Origin of the sequence: Rhabdaerophilum sp. (genome assembly GCF_046092605.1) — a bacterium.
Classification (GTDB): Bacteria; Pseudomonadota; Alphaproteobacteria; order Rhizobiales; family Beijerinckiaceae; genus Rhabdaerophilum.
Window position 1 is genome coordinate 1 of the sequence record NZ_JBJTDY010000138.1, and the last position, 18,481, is coordinate 18,481.

Sequence of the window (18,481 nt, forward strand, 5' to 3'; positions counted from 1 at the left end):
CAGGACTCATAACCGGAAAGAGACTGTAGCGGCAATGACGATTGCGGAGAAGAAGGTGTGTGCGCATCGGTCGTAGCGCGTTGCGACGCGGCGCCAATCCTTGAGGCGAGCGAACATGCGTTCGATGACATCGAGATGTTCTGTAACCCTACCCGCAAGCACGCGTGGAGCGGGATGCTTTCATCCGTCGAGTTCGAACGAAAGCACAAGGTGCAATCCGAGGGTGTCTGGAAAACGCGGGAGGAATTCAGATGTCACAAGCATCAGGACCACAAGGACTTTTTTCGCAAGTTTGATGCTGCACCCGACTGGCTTTTCAACAATTGCTGAAACTGATCGTTGCTCAAAGCCTTTGCAAAGTAAAAACCCTGCACTTCCATGCAGCCTTCGGCGCGAAGATAGGCAAGCTGGTCGCGTGTCTCGACGCCCTCTGCCGTCGTGGTCATGCCAAGGCTTCGCCCGAGCGTGAGGATGGCGCGAATGATTGCAGCCGATTCCGGTCGCGTGGTAAGATCAGAGATAAAGGATTTGTCGATCTTGATCTTGTCGAACGGGAAGGAGCGCAGATTGCCCAGCGACGAATAGCCGGTCCCGAAGTCATCCATCGAGATGCGGACACCGAGCTGTTTCAGTTCGAGCAGCATTCGGGTATTGGCCTCGGTGTTTTGAAGCAACATGCCCTCGGTGACTTCCAGCTCTAAACGCCTGGGGGCAAGACCGGTCCTTTCAAGCGTTTCCCGCACGAAATCGACAAAATCCGAGTTGCGGAGCTGTGCCGGCGAAAGATTGACCGCGATCCGGATATCCTTATCCCAGCGCACCGCTTCCGCACATGCCTTTGCCAGCACCCAGCGCCCGATTTCGCTAATCAAACCGGAATCCTCCGCGAGCGGCACAAACTCCGACGGGGAGATATAGCCCTGCCCCGCCATGTTCCAGCGCAGCAGCGCTTCCGCGCCCATGATCTGCGAGGTTTTTGAATCCACAAGTGGTTGATAGTGCACCTCCATCTCGTTCCGGGCAATGGCCATGCGGAGGGCAAGCTCCATCATGCGGCGCGCCTGCGCCTTGAGGTCCATTTCCTGTTCGAAGAACCGGAACGTGCCACGGCCATCCGATTTAGCACGATAGAGCGCAAGATCGGCATTCTTCAGGAGCATGTCCGGCTGGAGGCCATCGCGCCCGGAAATGGCGATACCGATGCTGGTCCCGCCCATCACGGCTTGCCCCTTGATCAGATGCGGCTGCGCCAGCACATCAAGCAGGCGCCAGGCGATGGAAGTCGCCTGTTCGGGATCGGTCAGATGCGGGCAGATCACTGCGAATTCGTCACCGCCAAGGCGGCAAGCTGTGTCGTTTTCGCCTAGAACCGAGCGAATACGTTTGGCGACTTCCTGCAGCAGGGCATCACCAAAATGGTGCCCCAGGGTGTCGTTGACCGCCTTGAAGCGGTCGAGATCGAGGCAGATCACCGCGACTTCGTCGCCGCGCTTCCGGGCGCGATCCATCGCTTCAGCCAGGCGCTCATGGAACAGCACGCGGTTCGGCAGCCCTGTCAGGGCATCGTGATGCGCGAGATGCTCGATCTTGCGCTCGCGTTGCTTGAGCTCGGTGATGTCGGTGTAAAGTACGACCGTCGCATTGTCGGGCGTGCGGTATTCGTTGATGAGCAAGTGGCGCTCGCCCGCCAATTCGCGCTCATAGAAAAGATGCGACTCGCCGTGGCGCGCAAGACGATCGCGCAGCTCGGAAGTGCCAGCGATGATGCCGGCATCCCGCGTCAGGTCCGACGCGAGCTCGTAACGGAGGAGGTCGTGATAGCTGACACCCTTCTGGGCCACTTCAGCCAATTGCGGGTAGAGCTTGATGAAGTGGCTGTTATGCAGCACCAGCCGATCATCCTGATCGAAGAGAAGCATGCCCTGCGAAAGGCTTTCGACAATCGCCTCACGCGTGCGGGTTTCAGCCTCCGCAGCGGCCATTTCGGCCAGCTTGATGCGGGTTGCATCGAGAATGACGCCCGTCCAGACGACCGAGCCATCAAGCTCGCGGCGCGGACGCGCGATCGCATGCGTGTAGCGCACCTCGCCATCCGGACGCTGGATCGTCGCCTCGACATCCCAGAGAATCATGTCCTTCGAGGCCTGGATCAGCTTCTGGCGGAAGGTTTCGCGATATTCCTTGCCATAATGGGCGAAGAGCGCTTCCGGGTCCGTCAGGATGGCTTCGGCGGTCACCCCGAAAAGCTCGAAGGCATTGTCGCTGATGTAGCTGTATCGGATCTGTCCTTCGGGCGAGACGACTCGCTGGTAAACGACACCCGGCAAAGTGGAGGCCAATTCGGCAAAGCGCGTGTCGCTCTCGCTGGCCCGGCGCATCAGGCGGCGCAAGCTCACCAGAAGTTCCACGGTCTGGCCAGCCGCGCGCATCAGAGGGGCGACCCGCTCGACCTTGTCCACACTATCCGGCAGAAAAGCTAAGATCGAGCCCTGCGCAGCGCCAAGGGTTTCCGACCGCACATCGATCCGGAAGGCTTCCTTGAGCCCAGCGGCGATGGCGCGGAGAAACGGTGCGCCGCGCCCCGAATTGGCCAAAGGCTGAGCCCCTGTCATATTGATGCGCAGGCGATGCAGTTCCTCCCATTCCTCGGCACCTGAGAAATCGATATCACGCAGATAGCGGGTATCGCGCTCGTTACCTTCGCGGCTGTAGATTGGTTCGATGTCGGCTGTGGTTGGCAACAGCGAAACGATCACGCGAGCGCCATGACCGAGACCGCCCTTCAGGGAGTCTGCGACCAGATCGAGCGCTTCTGTTGTATTGCCGCGCTCTACCATCTGCAGTAGACAGATTGGATCAATATGCAGGGGCAATACCAAGGCTTTCTCTGTAGAATTTTTATCTATTTTGACTTTATTGCCGGCGGAAAACGTGGAAGTTGCCATAGCCCAGCCCCTGTATTTTCAATCAGCGAGTGCCAGTGTTTTTACTTTGCACTAGCCCGACTGCTTGACACCGACGCCATCAATGCGAACTGGATTGCCTTCATAGTCATAGATCGTACTTGCCGCCTCGAAGAAAGAGAGCGGTACGGCCATGCCGATATCCCGCGCCTTCCGGAAATTGATGGCGATGTCCGGCGGCGACACCACGCCGACCCTCATCTCGCCCACCCGCTGGCGGCCGGTGAGGATCTCGGCCGCATAAACCGCGGCAAGATGAGCGTTCGATTCAAAGCTGATGCCGATCGACAGCACTGCACTGTCGGCGCCACCGCGCACGATATCCGGAACAACGCTCAGCACGGCGGCGCGGCTCGAATATGCGTTGATTGTCGCGATCTCACGGAAGACTGATGTGCTTCCGGTTACCCAATAGATGCTGTTGGAGAGATCCGGATCATTCCGCATCATCTGAGCTGTTGCATCCTTCACCATGGCTTCGAGCTCGGCGCGCGCATTGGCCGGGTCCTGCACCGAGAGTTCCAGCGTGCGAATGCCGCGCGATTTGGCGTAATCCAACACCGGCTTGGACTGGGTCTCGATGGCGCTGACATTGCGCGAATCCACGAGGATCGCGATGTTGCGCAATTTCGGCTTAAGATCATGGACATAGGCCATCTGAACATCGATCGGCATGTTCAGCGATGTGAAGGCGAAATTGGTGTTTGAGCCGCGATTGTATCCGGGCGACTGCCCCAGAACCACCGGGTCTTTCGAGCAGACCGACACCACGGGAATGCGCCCCCCGCGATAATTTTCCCAAAGCCAGGCCGTGGTTTCGGAGCCCATTGCAAGGATCAGATCGTAATTGCCCGCCTCCGACCGCTTCATGATCGCACGGCCACGCGCCGGATCTTTCAGGAAGTTCATCGCCGTAAAGCTGGCATCGATCAGCTTGTCCTCAAAAACGTTCAGGATCTTGGTGATCGAGATATCATAGGCGGATGACGGGCGCGGATACATGACAAGCACCCGCTTGCGGACACCTGAAGCCGGGCGGCGGATCGGCTCAAGCTCCACGTGGTTGGGGTTCTCGGTCGCCTCCACAACCCATTTCTCGAGAATGCGGGGCGAGTATTTGAACCAATCCCAGTAATTCGGGTTCGGGCTTGGAGCGTTGCCGGCGGGCTGCTGGGCGAGAGTTGGGAGCGGCGACGCCAATGCCGGAAGCCCCAAGGAGAGTGCCGCGGCTCCGCGAACAAAGGAGCGCCGGTCAATGGACGGGTACGGATTGCGCATGGTTCAAGCCCTGGCCTCAGAGGAGAGCTGAATGCCATCCTCGCCGTCTGCATCAGAATGGGAAACGAAGATGGCACCCAGAATGAAGATCCCGAGCCCGATTGCGCCGAGGACCATCCAGGTCGCGCCGAAGATCACGAACAATTGGCCAACCAGTATTGGGCCGGCCACGTGGCCAATGCGCTCGAGGAGGCGATAGCCGGCCGCGGCACTGGTCATGCCCACCCGTTGCGAAATCTTGCTGTTCGTCACATGCGTCACGATCGGAGCATTGATGTAGCCGTGAGCGATGCCGATGGTGATGACGCCCGCGATGATCAGCGAGGTCGAGATCAGTGCCGTGCTCGTCTGGTCAAGGAAAGCCACCGCAGCGATCATCGCCAGCCCGATAGCAGTCATGGTCGAACCATTGAACAGGATCTGCTTAGTGCTGTTGTCACGATCCGCCCGCACCGAGGCAAAATGCGAAGCAATGATGACCGAGCCTGCATAGAGCATCGTAATCTGCCCGATATCCTCGCGAGCATAGCCATGTTGCGAGAGCAGAAGCGGCATCGCGAAGAGCACGACGCCCGTCAGCACTGCCTTGGCGGGAATGCCAACGAGGATGACCGTACGAGCGAAGATGCCGTTGCGGATGAGCGTTGCCATTTCACGCCACGCCGAATGCATGGTGTCGGAGAATTCCGTGCCGGAGGTCCGCGACGGCAAGCCGATCAGGGCATAAAGCAAGGTTACCGCAGCAATCAAAGCACCGAGCAGGAAGATCTTCTCGACACCAATGTAGGAGACCAGCAGCGAACCAATGGCCATGCCGGCAATCATGCCAGCCTGGAAACCGTAAACGATCGCGCCGCCAGCCTGCGTGCGCCGGCCCGGAGAAGAATTGGCGAGGATGTAAGCCTGCACACCGATGAAGAGGATGCCCTGCCCAACACCCGAGAGACCGCGGGCAAAGACGGTTGTCCAGAAGTTCACACCCATCGACATCACGAAGAGCCCGGCACCGGCGAGCGCCAATCCTACGATGATGAGGTTCTTTGCCCCGAACGAGCGCTCGACACGACCCGACGGGTAGAGCGAGACCGCAAAGGCAAGATAATAGGCGACGAATGGAAGGGATGCCCAGCCGGCGGAGAGCCCCATAGAGGCGGCCGAGGCCTTCATCAATGGCGGCAGGAACGCGTAGCTCAGATGCTCCACGAACACGGCGAGGAAGAAGACGGGCTTGACGAGGTTGATGGTTGCCCGCTCCTCATCTTCCGTCCACTGGCCTTCCAGTCTGGAATCAGCAAGTTTCTTGAGTGAGCGGGCAAGGCCCATGAACAAGGCCGCGAAGAAGGCCGAGGCCACGAACAAGGCCGTGAAATTCTTAACACTGCGGAAAATCTGCTGGTAGACGATGTCTCGCGGCAACGCGACCTTCACCAGCACTTCGCGAGCTGCGCTATCCGGCGAAATCTTCACCGTGTACTCGTAATCGTCCGTGCGATGATCCCATTCCGTGCCCCGGCGAGCCGGATCGGCATGTGCCCGGATTTTCCCGTCCACAATGAGAGCAGCCGAGCGGATGTCCGGGTTGAGGCGCTTGTACTCGCCAAATAGCGGGATGATGCCGACGATATCGTCGAACTGGATGTTGTAGGTGACGATATCGTCAAGTCGCTGGCTGAGGCTGTCGGCCAATGACTTCGCGCGCGCCTGGGCACCCTGGGCATAGACAGTCACAAGCGTGCCGACCACGAAGGCCGCAACAATCAGGAATGAGGCGACAAAGCTGCCTGCCACCCAGCGGCTGCGCGCATGAGGCGTGAGGCCGTTGAAGAAGAAGAATACAAGCAGCGCGAAGCCCACTGACACGCAAGCGCCGGCATACACGACCTGTCTGAAGGCCGTTTCGACCCGCTCGGTCACTTTCTCCGAGGGCACGGTCAGAACGACATGCCCCACCTGCTCGAAGCGGTTACGGACCGGGAGCACAACCTGGAAGGCTTCCCCAGAATGACGCACGGTCACGACGGAGTCATTGACCTTGATGCTCTCCGTCACCCGCGGGAAAATCTGCGCGACCCCCTCGCCCGACAGGAAGGTCCGTTCGCCGGTGGCTGAAAAAAAGCTGACTGAATCGATCAGCGGATCGCTCTTTACCATTGGATCGGAGAGCTGATTGAAACCGATGAACTGGTGAGCCGGAAGACCGGGTCGCACGAAGGTCTCCAGCGCGGTCTGAACGACCTGTCCCTGCGCGATCAGCTTCTCGATCTGGAACCGTTCGTAGTTGCGGCGTGCTTCGCCCAGCGCAACATAGATCAGCAAAACCATTGAGATCGCCGCCACCACCAGCATGACGAAGGCATCAACAAGGCGCTTGCCAAGAGGAAGATCGTGGGAATGGTTCATGACTGAATGACCCTTCAGATGAGCCGCGCAAGGCGATCAGCTACACCGCGACGCTCGCTCAGAAGAACATCGATCCGATCCGCCAAGATGGACATGATGAGGTCGTCATAGGTCATGCCGAGCTTAGGTAGCCCGATGCAGACCAGTGAGGTCACGCCAGTGCCCGGCATTTTCAGATCCGGCTTCGGGTTGGCCTCCAGAACATAGAGATTGCCAGCCTCGTCCGCGCGGATATCAGCGCGGATCAGGGTTTCGATCCCCAGTTCCAGGAAGATGCGCTGCGCGAGCTTCGTGAGGTCGTTGTGCAGCCCTGGTTCGATCGCAGGGTCGATTTCGAAGGCACGCTCACCGGTAATCGGCTTCACATCCATGGACGTGAACACCTTCTCGCTGGCATCGAGCTTGCGCTCGAGAAGCGAGAATACGAACGGTCCGTTGAGCCGCTCGATCCGGCCATGGCGATGGATGACCGGGCCGGCGGCCGCCACGCAGAATTCCCGACCCCCAAGGAAGCGCTCGATCAGCACATGGTTGCGGGTGATCTCATAGATCTCGCGCACGACATCCGCGAGGCCATCGGCATGTTCCACATAGGTCACGTGCAGTGAGGCGCGGCCGCTTGTCGGCTTCACGATGAAGGGGCCGGAATAGCCCACGAAGGCGTGGCGGAAGGCCAGATCGCGTGTTGGATCGTTCGGGCTGATGCCAGGCTGCCAGACGCAGAACTGGGCTGTCGGAATGCCGACGGCACTGACCTGCCGCTTGAAGACATGTTTGCTGTCGAGGATGGCCGCCGTGATCGGGTCGTGCCCGACATAGGGAATGCCGAACAGCTCGAGCATCGCGGGTGCATGCGCCACCGAACAATGGCCCTGAACGCCCCCGCTATTCAACCAGGCGAGATGCGCATCGAAAGCGCGAAGGTTTTCGCCCAGCCGCATGTCATCCGGGAAAAGTTCGATATGGCGGCAGCCAAGCCGCTTGAGGGATGCAGCAATGTCCTCCGCAACTTTCTCATAGCTCTTCCAGGATCGCGGATTCGTGGTGCTCTCGATCACGGCACCTTCACGACGCTTGTCGCCGCCAAACACCACGGCCAGGCGCAACCGCCGAAACATCTTTTCAATCTGCGCCAGAAGCTCATCTTCGCGGCCCAAGCGACGTGCGAGCGCATCATCTACTTTGCCCTGTCTCAACGAGAACATTCTGTACTACCCAACTCAAACAGGAGTTTTCTACTCCACTGCCGATTGAGTTATTCTTCGAGTTTGTGAAAATCCCCTTAAGTGCTGAAACGGTTCAGGATTTCATTGATAACCTTGAGTTGTAGGCCCGATCGCGCCTTTGCTCGACGGGCAGCGTCCCCGCATGGAGTTGCCGCGCCCTCGCAAGCACAACAATCTGTTGTTTTTTTTCCTTTTTGCCAGCTTTGCGCCGGAACGCATCGGTCAAGCTCATGCCGAGGCTCGTCTGAAATGCTGTAGGAAAACGATTAACTGTGCTATCAATCTTCTTGGATCTGGATCATTTCACCCCCTGTTCTCATGCAGGTGCATGCCCTGAATCCGGTCAATCGGAACCGCGCTGGATTTGCCGGACGGCTCAACTTCCGAGAAGGATGAGCTCTCATGAGCATCCCTCCTGATGGGCTGCGATCACTTCGATCGCCGCCAAGATCGGCTGCGCGGCGCAAACGCGGAACGAATGGGTGAAGAAGGCCGAGGTCAATGCGGGCAAGCGGGCTGGCGTGCCGACCGAGATGGCCGCGCGCATGAAGGCGCCTGGACGCGAGAACCGCGAACTCCGGCAGGCCGATGAGATCAGGCCGATGAGATCCTGCGCGAGGCGAGCGGGTATTTCGCGCTTCCTGCCGGCACATGAAGTCATTCGCCTGTCGGGCAAAGGGCGGAGCTCGACCGCCCGCTTCGGAAGCGACCTCCTGCATGGAGGTCCACGTGGAGATCGGCGGGATCGAGCCGATCCCCGCCTTCGCGGGAACAAGCGCACAGAATGCTGCGGATCGCCCCCTCCAGCTCGCACGAATACAGGCGCCGCAAGGCCGATCCTGATCTTCACTCCGCGCGGGCGAAGGAAGACGAGCGGCTGTCGAAGGAGATCGTCCAGGTCCACGCCAGGCACTTCGGCGTCTATGGGGCGAAGAAGGTCCCGCGCTTTGCGCAATCCCTTCGGGATGAATTCAACCGGGAAGGCTTCAAGGTCGGTCGCGACCGCTTCGCCCGGTTGCATGGCATGACCGGCGGACCCGTTCGCCGATGACAGGCCAGACAAACAACACGGACGGTGCTGTTGGGAATGTCAGGCGACCTTCCGCTGGCGGTGCAACGCCTGATGCAGGGGGTCTGAGAAGCGGAAGAGCCCGCTGGCGGCCTGATCCATCTGGTTCAGCGCGGCGAGGTCTGGCATCCAGCGGGAGAGATCCGCTGAAACCTGCGCGTAGCTGCGATCCTTTTCGAACTGCGTCCAGGGCCAGTCGCTGCCCCAAAGCAGGCGTCGCGGTCCCAGCGTTGCCAGCAGCGCCCCGGCGAGCGGTGCCACATCCAGACCGTGGCAGCGATAGCCTGCGGAAAGCTTCACGAACGTGCGGCCGGTCTCGCCTTCGCGCAGAAGCGCACGAAAACCAGGATCGCGCAGGCCGAGCCGCGGATCGGGAAGGCCGAAATGATCAATCACGATATGCCCTTCGAAGTGCTCCATATGCCGGAGCGCGGTCGGGATCGCCGCGCCCGGTGCCTGAATTTCGACATGCCAGCCCAAATTGGCGACACGCTTCAGGAGGGACCGGGCATCCGGCACGCCGATTTCGGCGATATCCCTGCCGATCATGTTGAAGCGGATGCCCACAACCCCGCGCTGGTTCATATCGATCAGGGCGTCGTCGGAAATATCATGCGGCACAACGACAACACCGCGCAGCGCTTGCGAGTAGATGTCGAGGCTCTCAAGGAGGTAGCTGTTGTCGTAGCCAAGGAAAGACGGCTGAATGAGGACACCGCAGCCGATATCGTGATCGCTGAGCACCCTCATGTAGCGCGCGAGGCTGGCATCATATCCCGGCGTGTAGCGTCGATTGGCCACCATCGGCAGCGAACGCAAGAAGACATGCGCGTGAGTATCGATAAAGGGCATGGCGTTCAGGAAAGCTCCGGCAACCAGTATGGTAACCAAATTCTAAACGCCGTCTTGCTTCTTGCAACAAATGGCTTGAGAAATGGTTATCAGGCACCGTTATGGCACCCCGGTGCTTCTTTCTGGAGGTTTCCCATGCCTTTTCGGACCTTTTCCTGCCGCATGGCTTCTTTTCTCGCCTTGGCCTTGATGGCAGCTCCGGCTGTTGCCGAGACCTATCCCGCCCGCCCTGTGACAATGATTGTCCCTGCGCCGACTGGCGGTGGCACGGATGTGTTTGCGCGCGTTCTGGCCGAAATCGTGGAGACGGAGCTCAAGCAGAAGTTCGTGGTTGAAAATCGCGCCGGCGCGGGCGGCACGCTCGGCACGACGCAGGTCGTGACCGCAAGGCCGGACGGTTATACGATCGGCTTCATCTGGAATTCGCCGTTGACCACCAGCCCGCACAGCCTGAACGTGGCCTACACACCGGATTCCTACCGTGCAGTGATGTCGATCGGCTTTTCGTCCTACGTTCTCTGCGCCCAGCCGGGTTTCCCGGCGAAGGACGTCAAGGAGATGATCGCGCAGCTCAAGGAGCCCGGGGCAAGGTTTACCTACGGGAATGATGGCGTCGGGGGCACCATGCAGCTTGCCGCCGAGCGTGTTTTCCGCGAACTCGGGATCAAGTTGCGCGGCATTCCCTTCGCGGGTGCCGGCGAAACCGCCAAGAACTTTCTCGGTGGCCATGTCGATTTCTATGGTGGCTCCATTCCGCCGATTCTCGAGCATGAGAAGGCGGGAAAGGCGAAATGCCTGCTCCTCACGTCTTCGGGCCGCAACAGCGCGCTTCCCGCCGCGGCCGGTCTTTCGGAAATTGGCATGCAGAAGGCAGAAACCGTGCTCTGGTGGGGGCTGATTGTTCCGGCAGGCGTGCCCGACAACGTTCATCAGACGCTCGAAAAGGCCTTCATCGCAGCTGCGGCATCCGACAGGTTCCGTGACACCATGGCGAAGCAGGGCGCCACCTTGCGGGTATTGCCGGGCAAGGCGACCGATGCTCTCATTCGGGATGAGCTGAAGGCTCTCGGCGAGGTGGCAGCATCGCTCGGCATCCAGCGCAAGGCTCAGTAACGGGCAGGGTTGCGGCAGGCAGGGGGAACAGCCATGGCAGGCATGACGGTGGCGCGCTGGAAAGCCGAGATTTTCGGCAGTGGCCTTCTGGCCGGGATCGGCGGTTTTTTTTTGTCTCTGCCCGGCGACTACCGCCCCCGGATGAGGCCGGAATTCCCGGTGCAGGCACTGTTCCGGCCGCTCTCGGACTCGTTGTCCTGATTTGTGGTCTTGTCCTTGCGATTGAAGCCTTCCGCAAGGCAGACCGGGCCGTCCTGGATGTCGGAGGAAAGAAGCAGGCGGTCGCGCTCGCCTGCCTTATTCTGGGCGCGGCCTTTTTCGAAGCCGCAGGCTTCATGCTCTCGACATTCCTTTTCCTCGGCGCCGGGTTCATGATGCTGGGCAATGCCCGCTGGCAGCGGGCATTGCCGGCCGCAGCGTTCGTCTCGGTGCTGTTGTGGCTGATCTTCACCAAGTTGCTCGGGGTCGGGCTACCCTTCGGCATGATCGCGGAAATCCTGTTTCGCTGAGACCGTTTCAGCACTCCTTTCATCGGACGGCAAAGCGTCATGGATTCCTGGAATTTTCTGCTCAACGGTCTTTGGATTGCCTTGCAGCCGAAGAACCTGCTTCTTTGCTTCATCGGGTGCTTCTGGGGGTCGATTGTCGGCGTGTTGCCCGGCCTCGGCCCGCTTGCCGGCATGGCGCTGCTCCTGCCGCTGACCTTCACGCTCGACCCTTCCGGGGCCATCATCATGCTATCCGGCATCTTTTACGGAGCGATGTATGGCGGTTCGACCACCTCCATCCTGATGCGGATTCCGGGTGAAGCAGCGTCGGTCGTCACCTGCATTGACGGCTACGAGATGGCGCGCAAGGGCCGAGCTGGTGCGGCGCTTTCGATCGCGGCGATCGGGTCGTTCGTGGGCGGTGTTGCTTCAGTTTTCGGCCTGATGCTGCTGGCACCGCGCCTCGCCAATGCCATGCTGGCAATCGGACCTGCGGCAGAATTCACCATCCTGCTCTCGGCTTTGGGTATCTCGATCTTTGCTGCGAGTGGCCCGCTCCTCAAGACATTTGCGATGATCGCGCTGGGGCTGGTTCTGGCCATGATCGGGCTCGACCCCTTGACCGCTGCGCCGCGTTTTACCTTCGGAAGTCTCAATCTCGCCGATGGCCTGAGCTTCGCTGCAATGGCGATCGGGCTGTTCGGCGTGTCCGAAATCCTGATGTCCTTCGGCCAGAGCTTTGTGCAAAGGCCCAAGGCTCCCGCCTTGCACGAAATGCTGCCCACCCGCCAGGAGTTGAAGGAAGCTGCGATGCCCACGATACGCGGGTCATTCATCGGTTTCCTGTTCGGAATTGTCCCAGGGGTCGGGCATATCGTCTCGACCTTCAGCTCCTATGCCGTGGAAAAGGCCCTGTCACGCAAGCCCGAGGAGTTCGGCAAGGGCGCTGTGGCGGGCGTAGCCGGGCCCGAGACCGCCAACAACGCAACAACGGGCGCAGCGATGATTCCCCTGCTCGTTCTTGGAATTCCTGCCATTCCGGTTACAGCGGTCCTGCTCTCGGCCCTTACTATTCATGGGGTGCAGCCAGGGCCGATGCTGATTGCCCAGCATCCACAGATCTTCTGGGGGCTCATTGCGTCCATGCTGATTGGCAACCTCATGCTGGTGGTGCTGAATCTGCCGCTCGTCGGCCTGTTCGTCTCGATGCTGCGATTGCCCTTCGGCTATCTCGCCCCAACCGTTTTGCTGATTTGCATTATTGGCGTGTATTCCATCAAGGCATCGGGCTTTGACCTCCTCGTGATGGTCGCCTTCGGCATCCTTGGATACGGACTCCGGCTCTTGAGTTTCGACATTGCGCCACTTTTGCTTGCCTTCGTGCTGGGGGATCGGCTGGAAGTGAATTTGCGGCGCGCACTCATGATTTCCGAGGGCGACTACTCGATCTTCCTCAAGGGCCCTGCTGCCCAGCTGGCTGCAGCCACCGCAACTGTGGTGATGCTGGCAATTCTATTCCTGAAATGGCGCCAGGGCCGGAAGAGAGTTTGAACCGCCCGAAGTCTTTTCTAGAGCGCAAACCGATCTGATTGAATCAGATCTGGCGCTCTATCTTCTTGTTTTCGCATCCGCTTTTTCCGCCAACCGGTATCCACTTGGCGGGCGGATGCTCTAGAGCATTTTCCGATCCATCGGATACCGGTTGATCGAAGAAAATGCGTGAAACAACAAGAAACGGGAACGGACGATCTGATTCAATCAGATCGGATTCCGCTCCAGGTCTTGGATGTCCCGGTTTATTGAATTGGGGTTGACCCGGCTTCGTGGACAAAGGTTGACGTGAGACTCGGAGATTGATTCACGGCTTGTTCTTGGAAGAAGCCTTGAGCGATCGGATCGGTCTGGCGGATGAGGAATGGGCGGTTCAGTCAGCGTCCGGACCGCGCCCTTGCGTTCCCGCCCCAGCGCGAGGGCTTCGCCCGTATCACGCATGATCGCTACCACTTCCCCGGTCTCGGGCAGCACGGTTTCACGCGATGTATGTCGACAAGAAGGAGTCGCGCTGCTCGAACTCGCGCGGGACGCCCAAAGGCTGTTCGCGAAGCAGGAATTGCGCGAAAAACGCCGCCTGCTCAATTTCCTACTATCGAACTGCTCTTGGGAGGATGGGAAGGTGGTCGCCACTTTCCATCAACCCTTTGACATGCTTGCGGAAAGGATCGTCGAGACCCAGAACGAAAACGCGCCTGAAGACGTTTCCGAGCGCGTTTTTGAAAAATGGCTCCTCGAGCTGGACTCGAACCAGCGACCATTCGATTAACAGTCGAACGCTCTACCAACTGAGCTATCGAGGAATGCCTTGGAAGGCGATTTAGAAAAATCGGACGCCGATTGCAATCCCTGAAATCACATTCGTTGAGTCAAGATTTGCTGAAACTGGCCGCGCCCGTCGATAATTCGTCAGGAAAGAGGAAGTCGCGTCGCCGGGGCGCTTGCGCATTCAATCACGCGCTTGTTATAGGGGTCTTCGGTTGCAGTTGGTGGCCTCGTGGCGGAGTGGTGACGCAGAGGACTGCAAATCCTTGTACGGGGGTTCGATTCCCTCCGAGGCCTCCAGAATCGCATATCCGGGCCGGCGCCCGTGGGCCGGAACGGTTCACTCGAGGGAAACATCGCATGCCGGACCTGTCGCAAACGCGCCGCGTGATGGTCGATAACCAGATCCGCACCTTCGATGTGACGGATCGCGATGTGCTCGCGGCTTTCGATGTGGTTCCGCGCGAGCGTTTCGTGGAGCCCGCCGATCTTGCGCTCGCCTATTCCGATGCAAAGCTCTTCGTGAAGGGCGCGCATGAAAGCCGGGCGCTGTTGGTGCCGTTGGTGCTTGCCCGTCTTGTGCAGGCGCTGGCCCCGAAAGCAGGCGAAACCGCCCTCGATTGCTTCGGCGGCCTCGGATATTCCGCTGCAATTCTGGCCAAAATCGGCCTCAAGACGACTTTCGCCGAGACTGATGCCGGCCTGGTGGGCCGTGCGGTCGAGGCGCTGGCCGGCCTGGGCGGGCCGGTGCGCATTCTGCCGGCCCAGCCGATCACGCCCGGCGTGGCGCCGCTGGATGGCCAGAAATATGATGTGATTCTCGTCAATGGCGCGGTCGAGCGCGAGCCGGCTGCCTTGCTGGATCGCCTGAAGGATGGTGGCCGCCTCGGAATCATCGTCCGGCAAGGGCGAGCGGCTGAGGCGCGCATTTACCTGCGTAGCGGCGGTGCGGTGTCGCACCGAATTGCGTTCGATGCGCAGGCCCCCGTGCTGCCGGGCTTCCAGAGAGAGCCGGGCTTCGTTTTCTGAGGCCATCCAGCCGCCGCGCTTCGCTGCGGGATTCCTCATAGATTTCATCATTTTGTTACACTATCGCATGATCTGTGCCTTTTGGGAAACAGGTGAAAGCGAATCGCCGCCGGTGAGCCCAAGAAAGCTCTAAGAAGGTGTTTACAGCGGCAATTTGTAGGCTAGAACGAAAATGGTCGTCGGATTCAAATTCTTGACCGACCCTTTTGTTGATTGCCATTGAGCCTACCGGTTTCTGCGAATCGGCGCAGGTTTCTCGGGGAGTTTTCATGCGGCGCGCATCGGCTTTGGCCTTTGGATTGATGTTGGCGGTTTCTCCGCTGGCTCTGTCGTCTGCCTCCGCGCAAACGCTGGAAGCGGCGCTTTCGAGCGCCTACCGGTCAAATCCGGATCTGAATGCGACGCGGGCAAGCCTCCGTGCGGTGGACGAGGGCATCGCGAGTGCCATGTCGGGCTACCGGCCGCGCATCACCGGCTCGGCGGATTACGGCTATTCAGTCACCGATACGCGTTCGCGCGGCCAGCGGACCACGACCGATCTCAACCCGGCTGGCCTTGGCCTCTCGGTTTCCCAGACCCTCTATAATGGCGGGCGCACCGGCAACTCCGTGCGCGCGGCCGAATCGAATGTTCTCGCCTCCCGCGAGACCTTGCGGAACACCGAGCAGAACACGCTGCTCGATGCCGTGACCGCCTATATGAACGTGCTGCGCGACACGGCGATCCTCAGCCTGCGCCAGAACAACGTGAATGTGCTCGCCGAGCAGGTTCGGCAGACGAAGGACCGGTTCGCTGTGGGGGAGGTGACCCGCACCGACGTGGCCCAGGCCGAGGCCCGCCTCGCCGGTGCGCGGTCGGATCTGGCGGTCAGCCAGTCCAATCAGCGCGGCTCTGTCGCCCGCTTCAAGCAGGTGACGGGCATGGACCCGAAGAAGCTTTCACCGGTTCAGCCGGTCGCGGCTTCCCGCCTGCCGAATTCCCAGGGCGAGGCCGTGAATCGCGCGCTGCGCGATCATCCGGTCATCTCGGCGGCCCTTCATGGCGTGGATGCGCAGCAATTGCAGGTGAAGGTCGTGGAGGGTGAGTTGCTGCCCACCGTTACGCTGACGGGTTCGTTGGCGCGGCGTTTTAATTCCCAGGTTCCGGATGACCGGCGCAATTCCGCTTCGGTGGTCGGCGCTGTGTCGATCCCGATCTATGATGGTGGTTCGGACTATGCCCGCTCGCGGCAGGCCAAGGAAACGCTCGGCGAACGGCGCATGCAGGTGGATTCGGCGCGCGATCGCGTCGTCGCTGCGGTGATCGCCTCCTGGGCGCTGATGGAAGCTACCAAGTTCCAGATCGAAGGTGCTGCGGCGCAGGTGCAGGCGGCCGAAATCGCGCTCAACGGCGTCCGTGAGGAATATAAGGTGGGCCAGCGCACCACCCTGGACGTGCTCAATGCCGAACAGGAACTGCTGAACGCCCGTGTTGCACAGGTGACCGCGCAGCGCGACCGCGTGGTCGCGAGCTATGCGGTGCTTTCCTCCATCGGCCAACTCTCGGCGCGCTCTCTCGGCCTGAAGGTCGCGACCTACGATCCGAAGGTCAATACCGAGCAGGTGCAGGACAAGTGGTTCGGCCTGCGCACGCCCTCGGGAGAATAAGCGAACTTTCCCCAGCCTTGTGATGCTGCGCATCGGCGGGGCTCTTGATCGAGAGCGCGAGAGCCGCGATTCTTTCCAGGTGATTCTAAACGTGTTGTGGAGGTCTTGTCCGCAGACGGCTTTTCGAATCGCGAGGGGGCCGCTCGGGACTCCTGACCGTAACGGAGTGATTCATGGCCAATAATGCCGCCGCCTTCCAGCCAGGCCAGCAGCCGGGCGCCGAGCCGTCGATGGAGGAAATCCTTGCCTCCATCCGGCGCATCATCGCGGATGACAGCCTCGGCAAGAAGAAGGACAACACCCCTGCTGCTGCTCCGCCTCCACCCCCCCCGGCGCCCGAACCCGTTGCGATCGAGCCCGATGAGGATCTTGATGCAGACGTGCTTGATCTTGCCGGGGTCGCGACCCTTGCCGATGAGCCTCATGAGGACGAGGTGATGATCGGCGAGGCCGAGGATGCCATGGCCGAGCCGCAGGAATTCGCGGGCCGACCGGCACCCGTGCGTGCGATGGTCATGCCGCCGCCGCCGGCTCCGGCGCCGTTGGCGACGCCGGTGCCGATGCAGCAACATATCCTGGGTCGCGAGACGAGCGGTCTCGTGGCCAATGCCTTCGCGCAACTCTCGCGCAACGCGCCCATGCCGGCGCCGGGCCGCAGCCTTGAGGATATGGTCGCCGACATGCTGCGTCCCATGCTCCGCGAATGGATGGACAACCACCTGCTGGGCATTGTCGAGCGCCTGGTGAAGGCCGAGATCGAGCGCGCGGCGCGCGGCGGCTGATTGTTGCCGAAAAGCGGTTTCCGGTTTTCGGGCGAGCAATCAGCCCCCGGGAAAGAAGCCGCGCATGGCGCGGGAAGTGATTGTTGCCGAAAAGCGGTTTCCGGTTTTCGGGCCATCAATCAGCCGCCGGGAAAGAAGCCGCGCATGGCGCGGCACCTCATTCCCTGAGCTTGACGCACCGATCCATCGCGTTATTGCCAAAGATACGGTTCGGGCGTCCCACCGGGGCGCCCTTTTTTGTCGTGCGGGACTCTCCCGTTCGAGTGAGTGACGGATTTCGCCGAGATGATGGACAAGACCTTCGACCCCGCGCGCATTGAGGCCCGCTGGAGCGCCGCATGGGAAAAGGCCGGTGCCTTCAAGGCGGGCCGGGTGCAGGCCGAGCCCTATACCATCGTCATTCCGCCGCCAAACGTCACCGGCTCGCTGCATATGGGCCACGCGCTCAACAACACCTTGCAGGATATTCTCTGCCGCTACTGGCGCATGAAGGGCCGCGATGTGCTCTGGCAGCCGGGCACGGACCATGCGGGCATCGCCACGCAAATGGTGGTGGAGCGGCAGATGGCCGAGCGGGGTGAGCCAAGCAGGCGCGAGATCGGCCGCGCGGCCTTCCTCGACAAGGTCTGGGCCTGGAAGGAGGAGAGCGGCGGCACCATCATCAACCAGTTGAAGCGGCTCGGCGCCTCCTGCGATTGGAGCCGCGAGCGCTTCACCATGGGCAACCGCGCGGATGGCGAGAAGGGCCAGATGCAGCGCGCCGTGCTGCAATTCTTCGTGACGCTTCATGAGAAAGGCCTGCTCTACAAGGCGAAGCGCCTCGTGAACTGGGACCCCAAGCTCCTCACCGCCATCTCCGATCTCGAGGTCGAGCAGCGGGAAGTGAAGGGGAATATGTGGTATTTCCGCTATCCGCTCGCGGGTGTGGAATTCAACCCCGAGGATGAGCGCACCTACATCACCATCGCCACCACGCGCCCCGAGACCATGCTCGGCGACGGCGCGGTGGCGGTGCATCCCGGGAACGAGCGCCTCAACTGGATGATCGGCCGCCAAGTGATGCTGCCACTCGTCAACCGCCTCATTCCTGTGATCGCCGATGAATATGCCGACCCCGAGAAGGGAACCGGCGCGGTGAAGATCACGGCCGCACATGATTTCAACGATTATCAGGTTGCCAAACGCCATGATGTGCCGCTCATCAACCTGATGACGCCAACGGCGCAGATGGTGGATGAACCGCATATGCCGGCGCAATATCGCGGGCTCGACCGCTATGAGTGCCGCAAGCGGGTCGTGGCCGATCTCGATGCGCTGCA

At 60.5% G+C, this 18,481-nt stretch carries 16 protein-coding genes, 2 tRNA genes and 1 pseudogene; 10 read left to right on the forward strand and 9 right to left on the reverse strand.

Annotated elements, in window-relative coordinates:
* Window positions 1-6: 6 nt before the first annotated feature.
* From ACKODO_RS10380 to ACKODO_RS10410, 7 genes and pseudogenes are all read right to left on the reverse strand, one after another.
* Window positions 7-126, reverse strand: a pseudogene (locus tag ACKODO_RS10380) (IS5/IS1182 family transposase); the annotation flags it as partial.
* 137 nt (window positions 127-263) lie between these two features.
* Window positions 264-2,945, reverse strand: coding sequence for a putative bifunctional diguanylate cyclase/phosphodiesterase (locus ACKODO_RS10385; protein WP_408983365.1), 2,682 nt, complete (start codon window positions 2,943-2,945; stop codon window positions 264-266).
* A 51-nt stretch (window positions 2,946-2,996) separates the two neighbouring features.
* Window positions 2,997-4,163, reverse strand: a complete 1,167-nt coding sequence (locus ACKODO_RS10390; RefSeq protein ID WP_408983366.1) for an ABC transporter substrate-binding protein — start codon at window positions 4,161-4,163, stop codon at window positions 2,997-2,999.
* Between the two features lie 81 nt (window positions 4,164-4,244).
* A complete protein-coding gene (locus ACKODO_RS10395) occupies window positions 4,245-6,641 on the reverse strand; it encodes an MFS transporter (RefSeq protein WP_408983367.1) in 2,397 nt (798 codons plus the stop codon).
* Window positions 6,642-6,655: 14 nt separating this feature from the next.
* Window positions 6,656-7,759 (reverse strand): D-alanyl-alanine synthetase, encoded by a 1,104-nt coding sequence (locus tag ACKODO_RS10400; protein ID WP_408983368.1) that lies wholly within the window; start codon window positions 7,757-7,759, stop codon window positions 6,656-6,658.
* A 181-nt stretch (window positions 7,760-7,940) separates the two neighbouring features.
* Window positions 7,941-8,099: a hypothetical protein gene (locus ACKODO_RS10405; protein ID WP_408983369.1), complete on the reverse strand. Its 159-nt coding sequence runs from the start codon at window positions 8,097-8,099 to the stop codon at window positions 7,941-7,943.
* 168 nt (window positions 8,100-8,267) lie between these two features.
* Window positions 8,268-8,414, reverse strand: coding sequence for a hypothetical protein (locus ACKODO_RS10410; protein ID WP_408983370.1), 147 nt, complete (start codon window positions 8,412-8,414; stop codon window positions 8,268-8,270).
* A 237-nt stretch (window positions 8,415-8,651) separates the two neighbouring features.
* Between ACKODO_RS10410 and ACKODO_RS10415 the strand changes: the two genes are divergently transcribed.
* Window positions 8,652-8,918 (forward strand): hypothetical protein, encoded by a 267-nt coding sequence (locus ACKODO_RS10415; protein ID WP_408983371.1) that lies wholly within the window; start codon window positions 8,652-8,654, stop codon window positions 8,916-8,918.
* A 39-nt stretch (window positions 8,919-8,957) separates the two neighbouring features.
* Here ACKODO_RS10415 and ACKODO_RS10420 read toward each other — a convergent pair whose 3' ends face one another.
* On the reverse strand, window positions 8,958-9,788 hold the full coding sequence (locus tag ACKODO_RS10420) for an amidohydrolase family protein (protein ID WP_408983372.1): 831 nt from the start codon (window positions 9,786-9,788) through the stop codon (window positions 8,958-8,960).
* Between the two features lie 237 nt (window positions 9,789-10,025).
* Between ACKODO_RS10420 and ACKODO_RS10425 the strand changes: the two genes are divergently transcribed.
* From ACKODO_RS10425 to ACKODO_RS10440, 4 genes are read left to right on the forward strand one after another with little or no spacing between them, the layout of a single operon-like run.
* Window positions 10,026-10,901, forward strand: coding sequence for a tripartite tricarboxylate transporter substrate binding protein (locus tag ACKODO_RS10425; protein ID WP_408983379.1), 876 nt, complete (start codon window positions 10,026-10,028; stop codon window positions 10,899-10,901).
* A gap of 33 nt (window positions 10,902-10,934) precedes the next feature.
* Window positions 10,935-11,102: a hypothetical protein gene (locus ACKODO_RS10430; RefSeq protein WP_408983373.1), complete on the forward strand. Its 168-nt coding sequence runs from the start codon at window positions 10,935-10,937 to the stop codon at window positions 11,100-11,102.
* The gene (locus ACKODO_RS10435) at window positions 11,054-11,410 is read left to right on the forward strand and encodes a tripartite tricarboxylate transporter TctB family protein (RefSeq protein ID WP_408983380.1); all 357 of its coding nucleotides are present in this window, start codon (window positions 11,054-11,056) and stop codon (window positions 11,408-11,410) included. The genes ACKODO_RS10430 and ACKODO_RS10435 overlap by 49 nt, the downstream gene beginning before the upstream one ends.
* Before the next feature lie 39 nt (window positions 11,411-11,449).
* Window positions 11,450-12,940 carry a tripartite tricarboxylate transporter permease gene (locus ACKODO_RS10440; RefSeq protein WP_408983374.1) on the forward strand — a complete coding sequence of 497 codons (1,491 nt, stop codon included), beginning with the start codon at window positions 11,450-11,452 and terminating at the stop codon, window positions 12,938-12,940.
* Between the two features lie 727 nt (window positions 12,941-13,667).
* Here the strand turns inward: ACKODO_RS10440 and ACKODO_RS10445 are convergent.
* Window positions 13,668-13,743, reverse strand: a tRNA-Asn gene (locus ACKODO_RS10445).
* 188 nt (window positions 13,744-13,931) lie between these two features.
* On the opposite strand from ACKODO_RS10445, the gene ACKODO_RS10450 reads away from it, so the two are divergent.
* From ACKODO_RS10450 to ACKODO_RS10470, 5 genes are all read left to right on the forward strand, one after another.
* Window positions 13,932-14,005 (forward strand) — tRNA-Cys (locus tag ACKODO_RS10450).
* A gap of 60 nt (window positions 14,006-14,065) precedes the next feature.
* The gene (locus tag ACKODO_RS10455) at window positions 14,066-14,734 is read left to right on the forward strand and encodes a protein-L-isoaspartate O-methyltransferase family protein (protein WP_408983375.1); all 669 of its coding nucleotides are present in this window, start codon (window positions 14,066-14,068) and stop codon (window positions 14,732-14,734) included.
* A 269-nt stretch (window positions 14,735-15,003) separates the two neighbouring features.
* Window positions 15,004-16,380 carry a TolC family outer membrane protein gene (locus ACKODO_RS10460; RefSeq protein WP_408983376.1) on the forward strand — a complete coding sequence of 459 codons (1,377 nt, stop codon included), beginning with the start codon at window positions 15,004-15,006 and terminating at the stop codon, window positions 16,378-16,380.
* 173 nt (window positions 16,381-16,553) lie between these two features.
* On the forward strand, window positions 16,554-17,162 hold the full coding sequence (locus tag ACKODO_RS10465; protein WP_408983377.1) for a DUF2497 domain-containing protein: 609 nt from the start codon (window positions 16,554-16,556) through the stop codon (window positions 17,160-17,162).
* Between the two features lie 285 nt (window positions 17,163-17,447).
* A partial coding sequence (locus ACKODO_RS10470) for a class I tRNA ligase family protein (RefSeq protein ID WP_408983378.1) occupies window positions 17,448-18,481 on the forward strand: 1,034 nt, incomplete at its 3' end.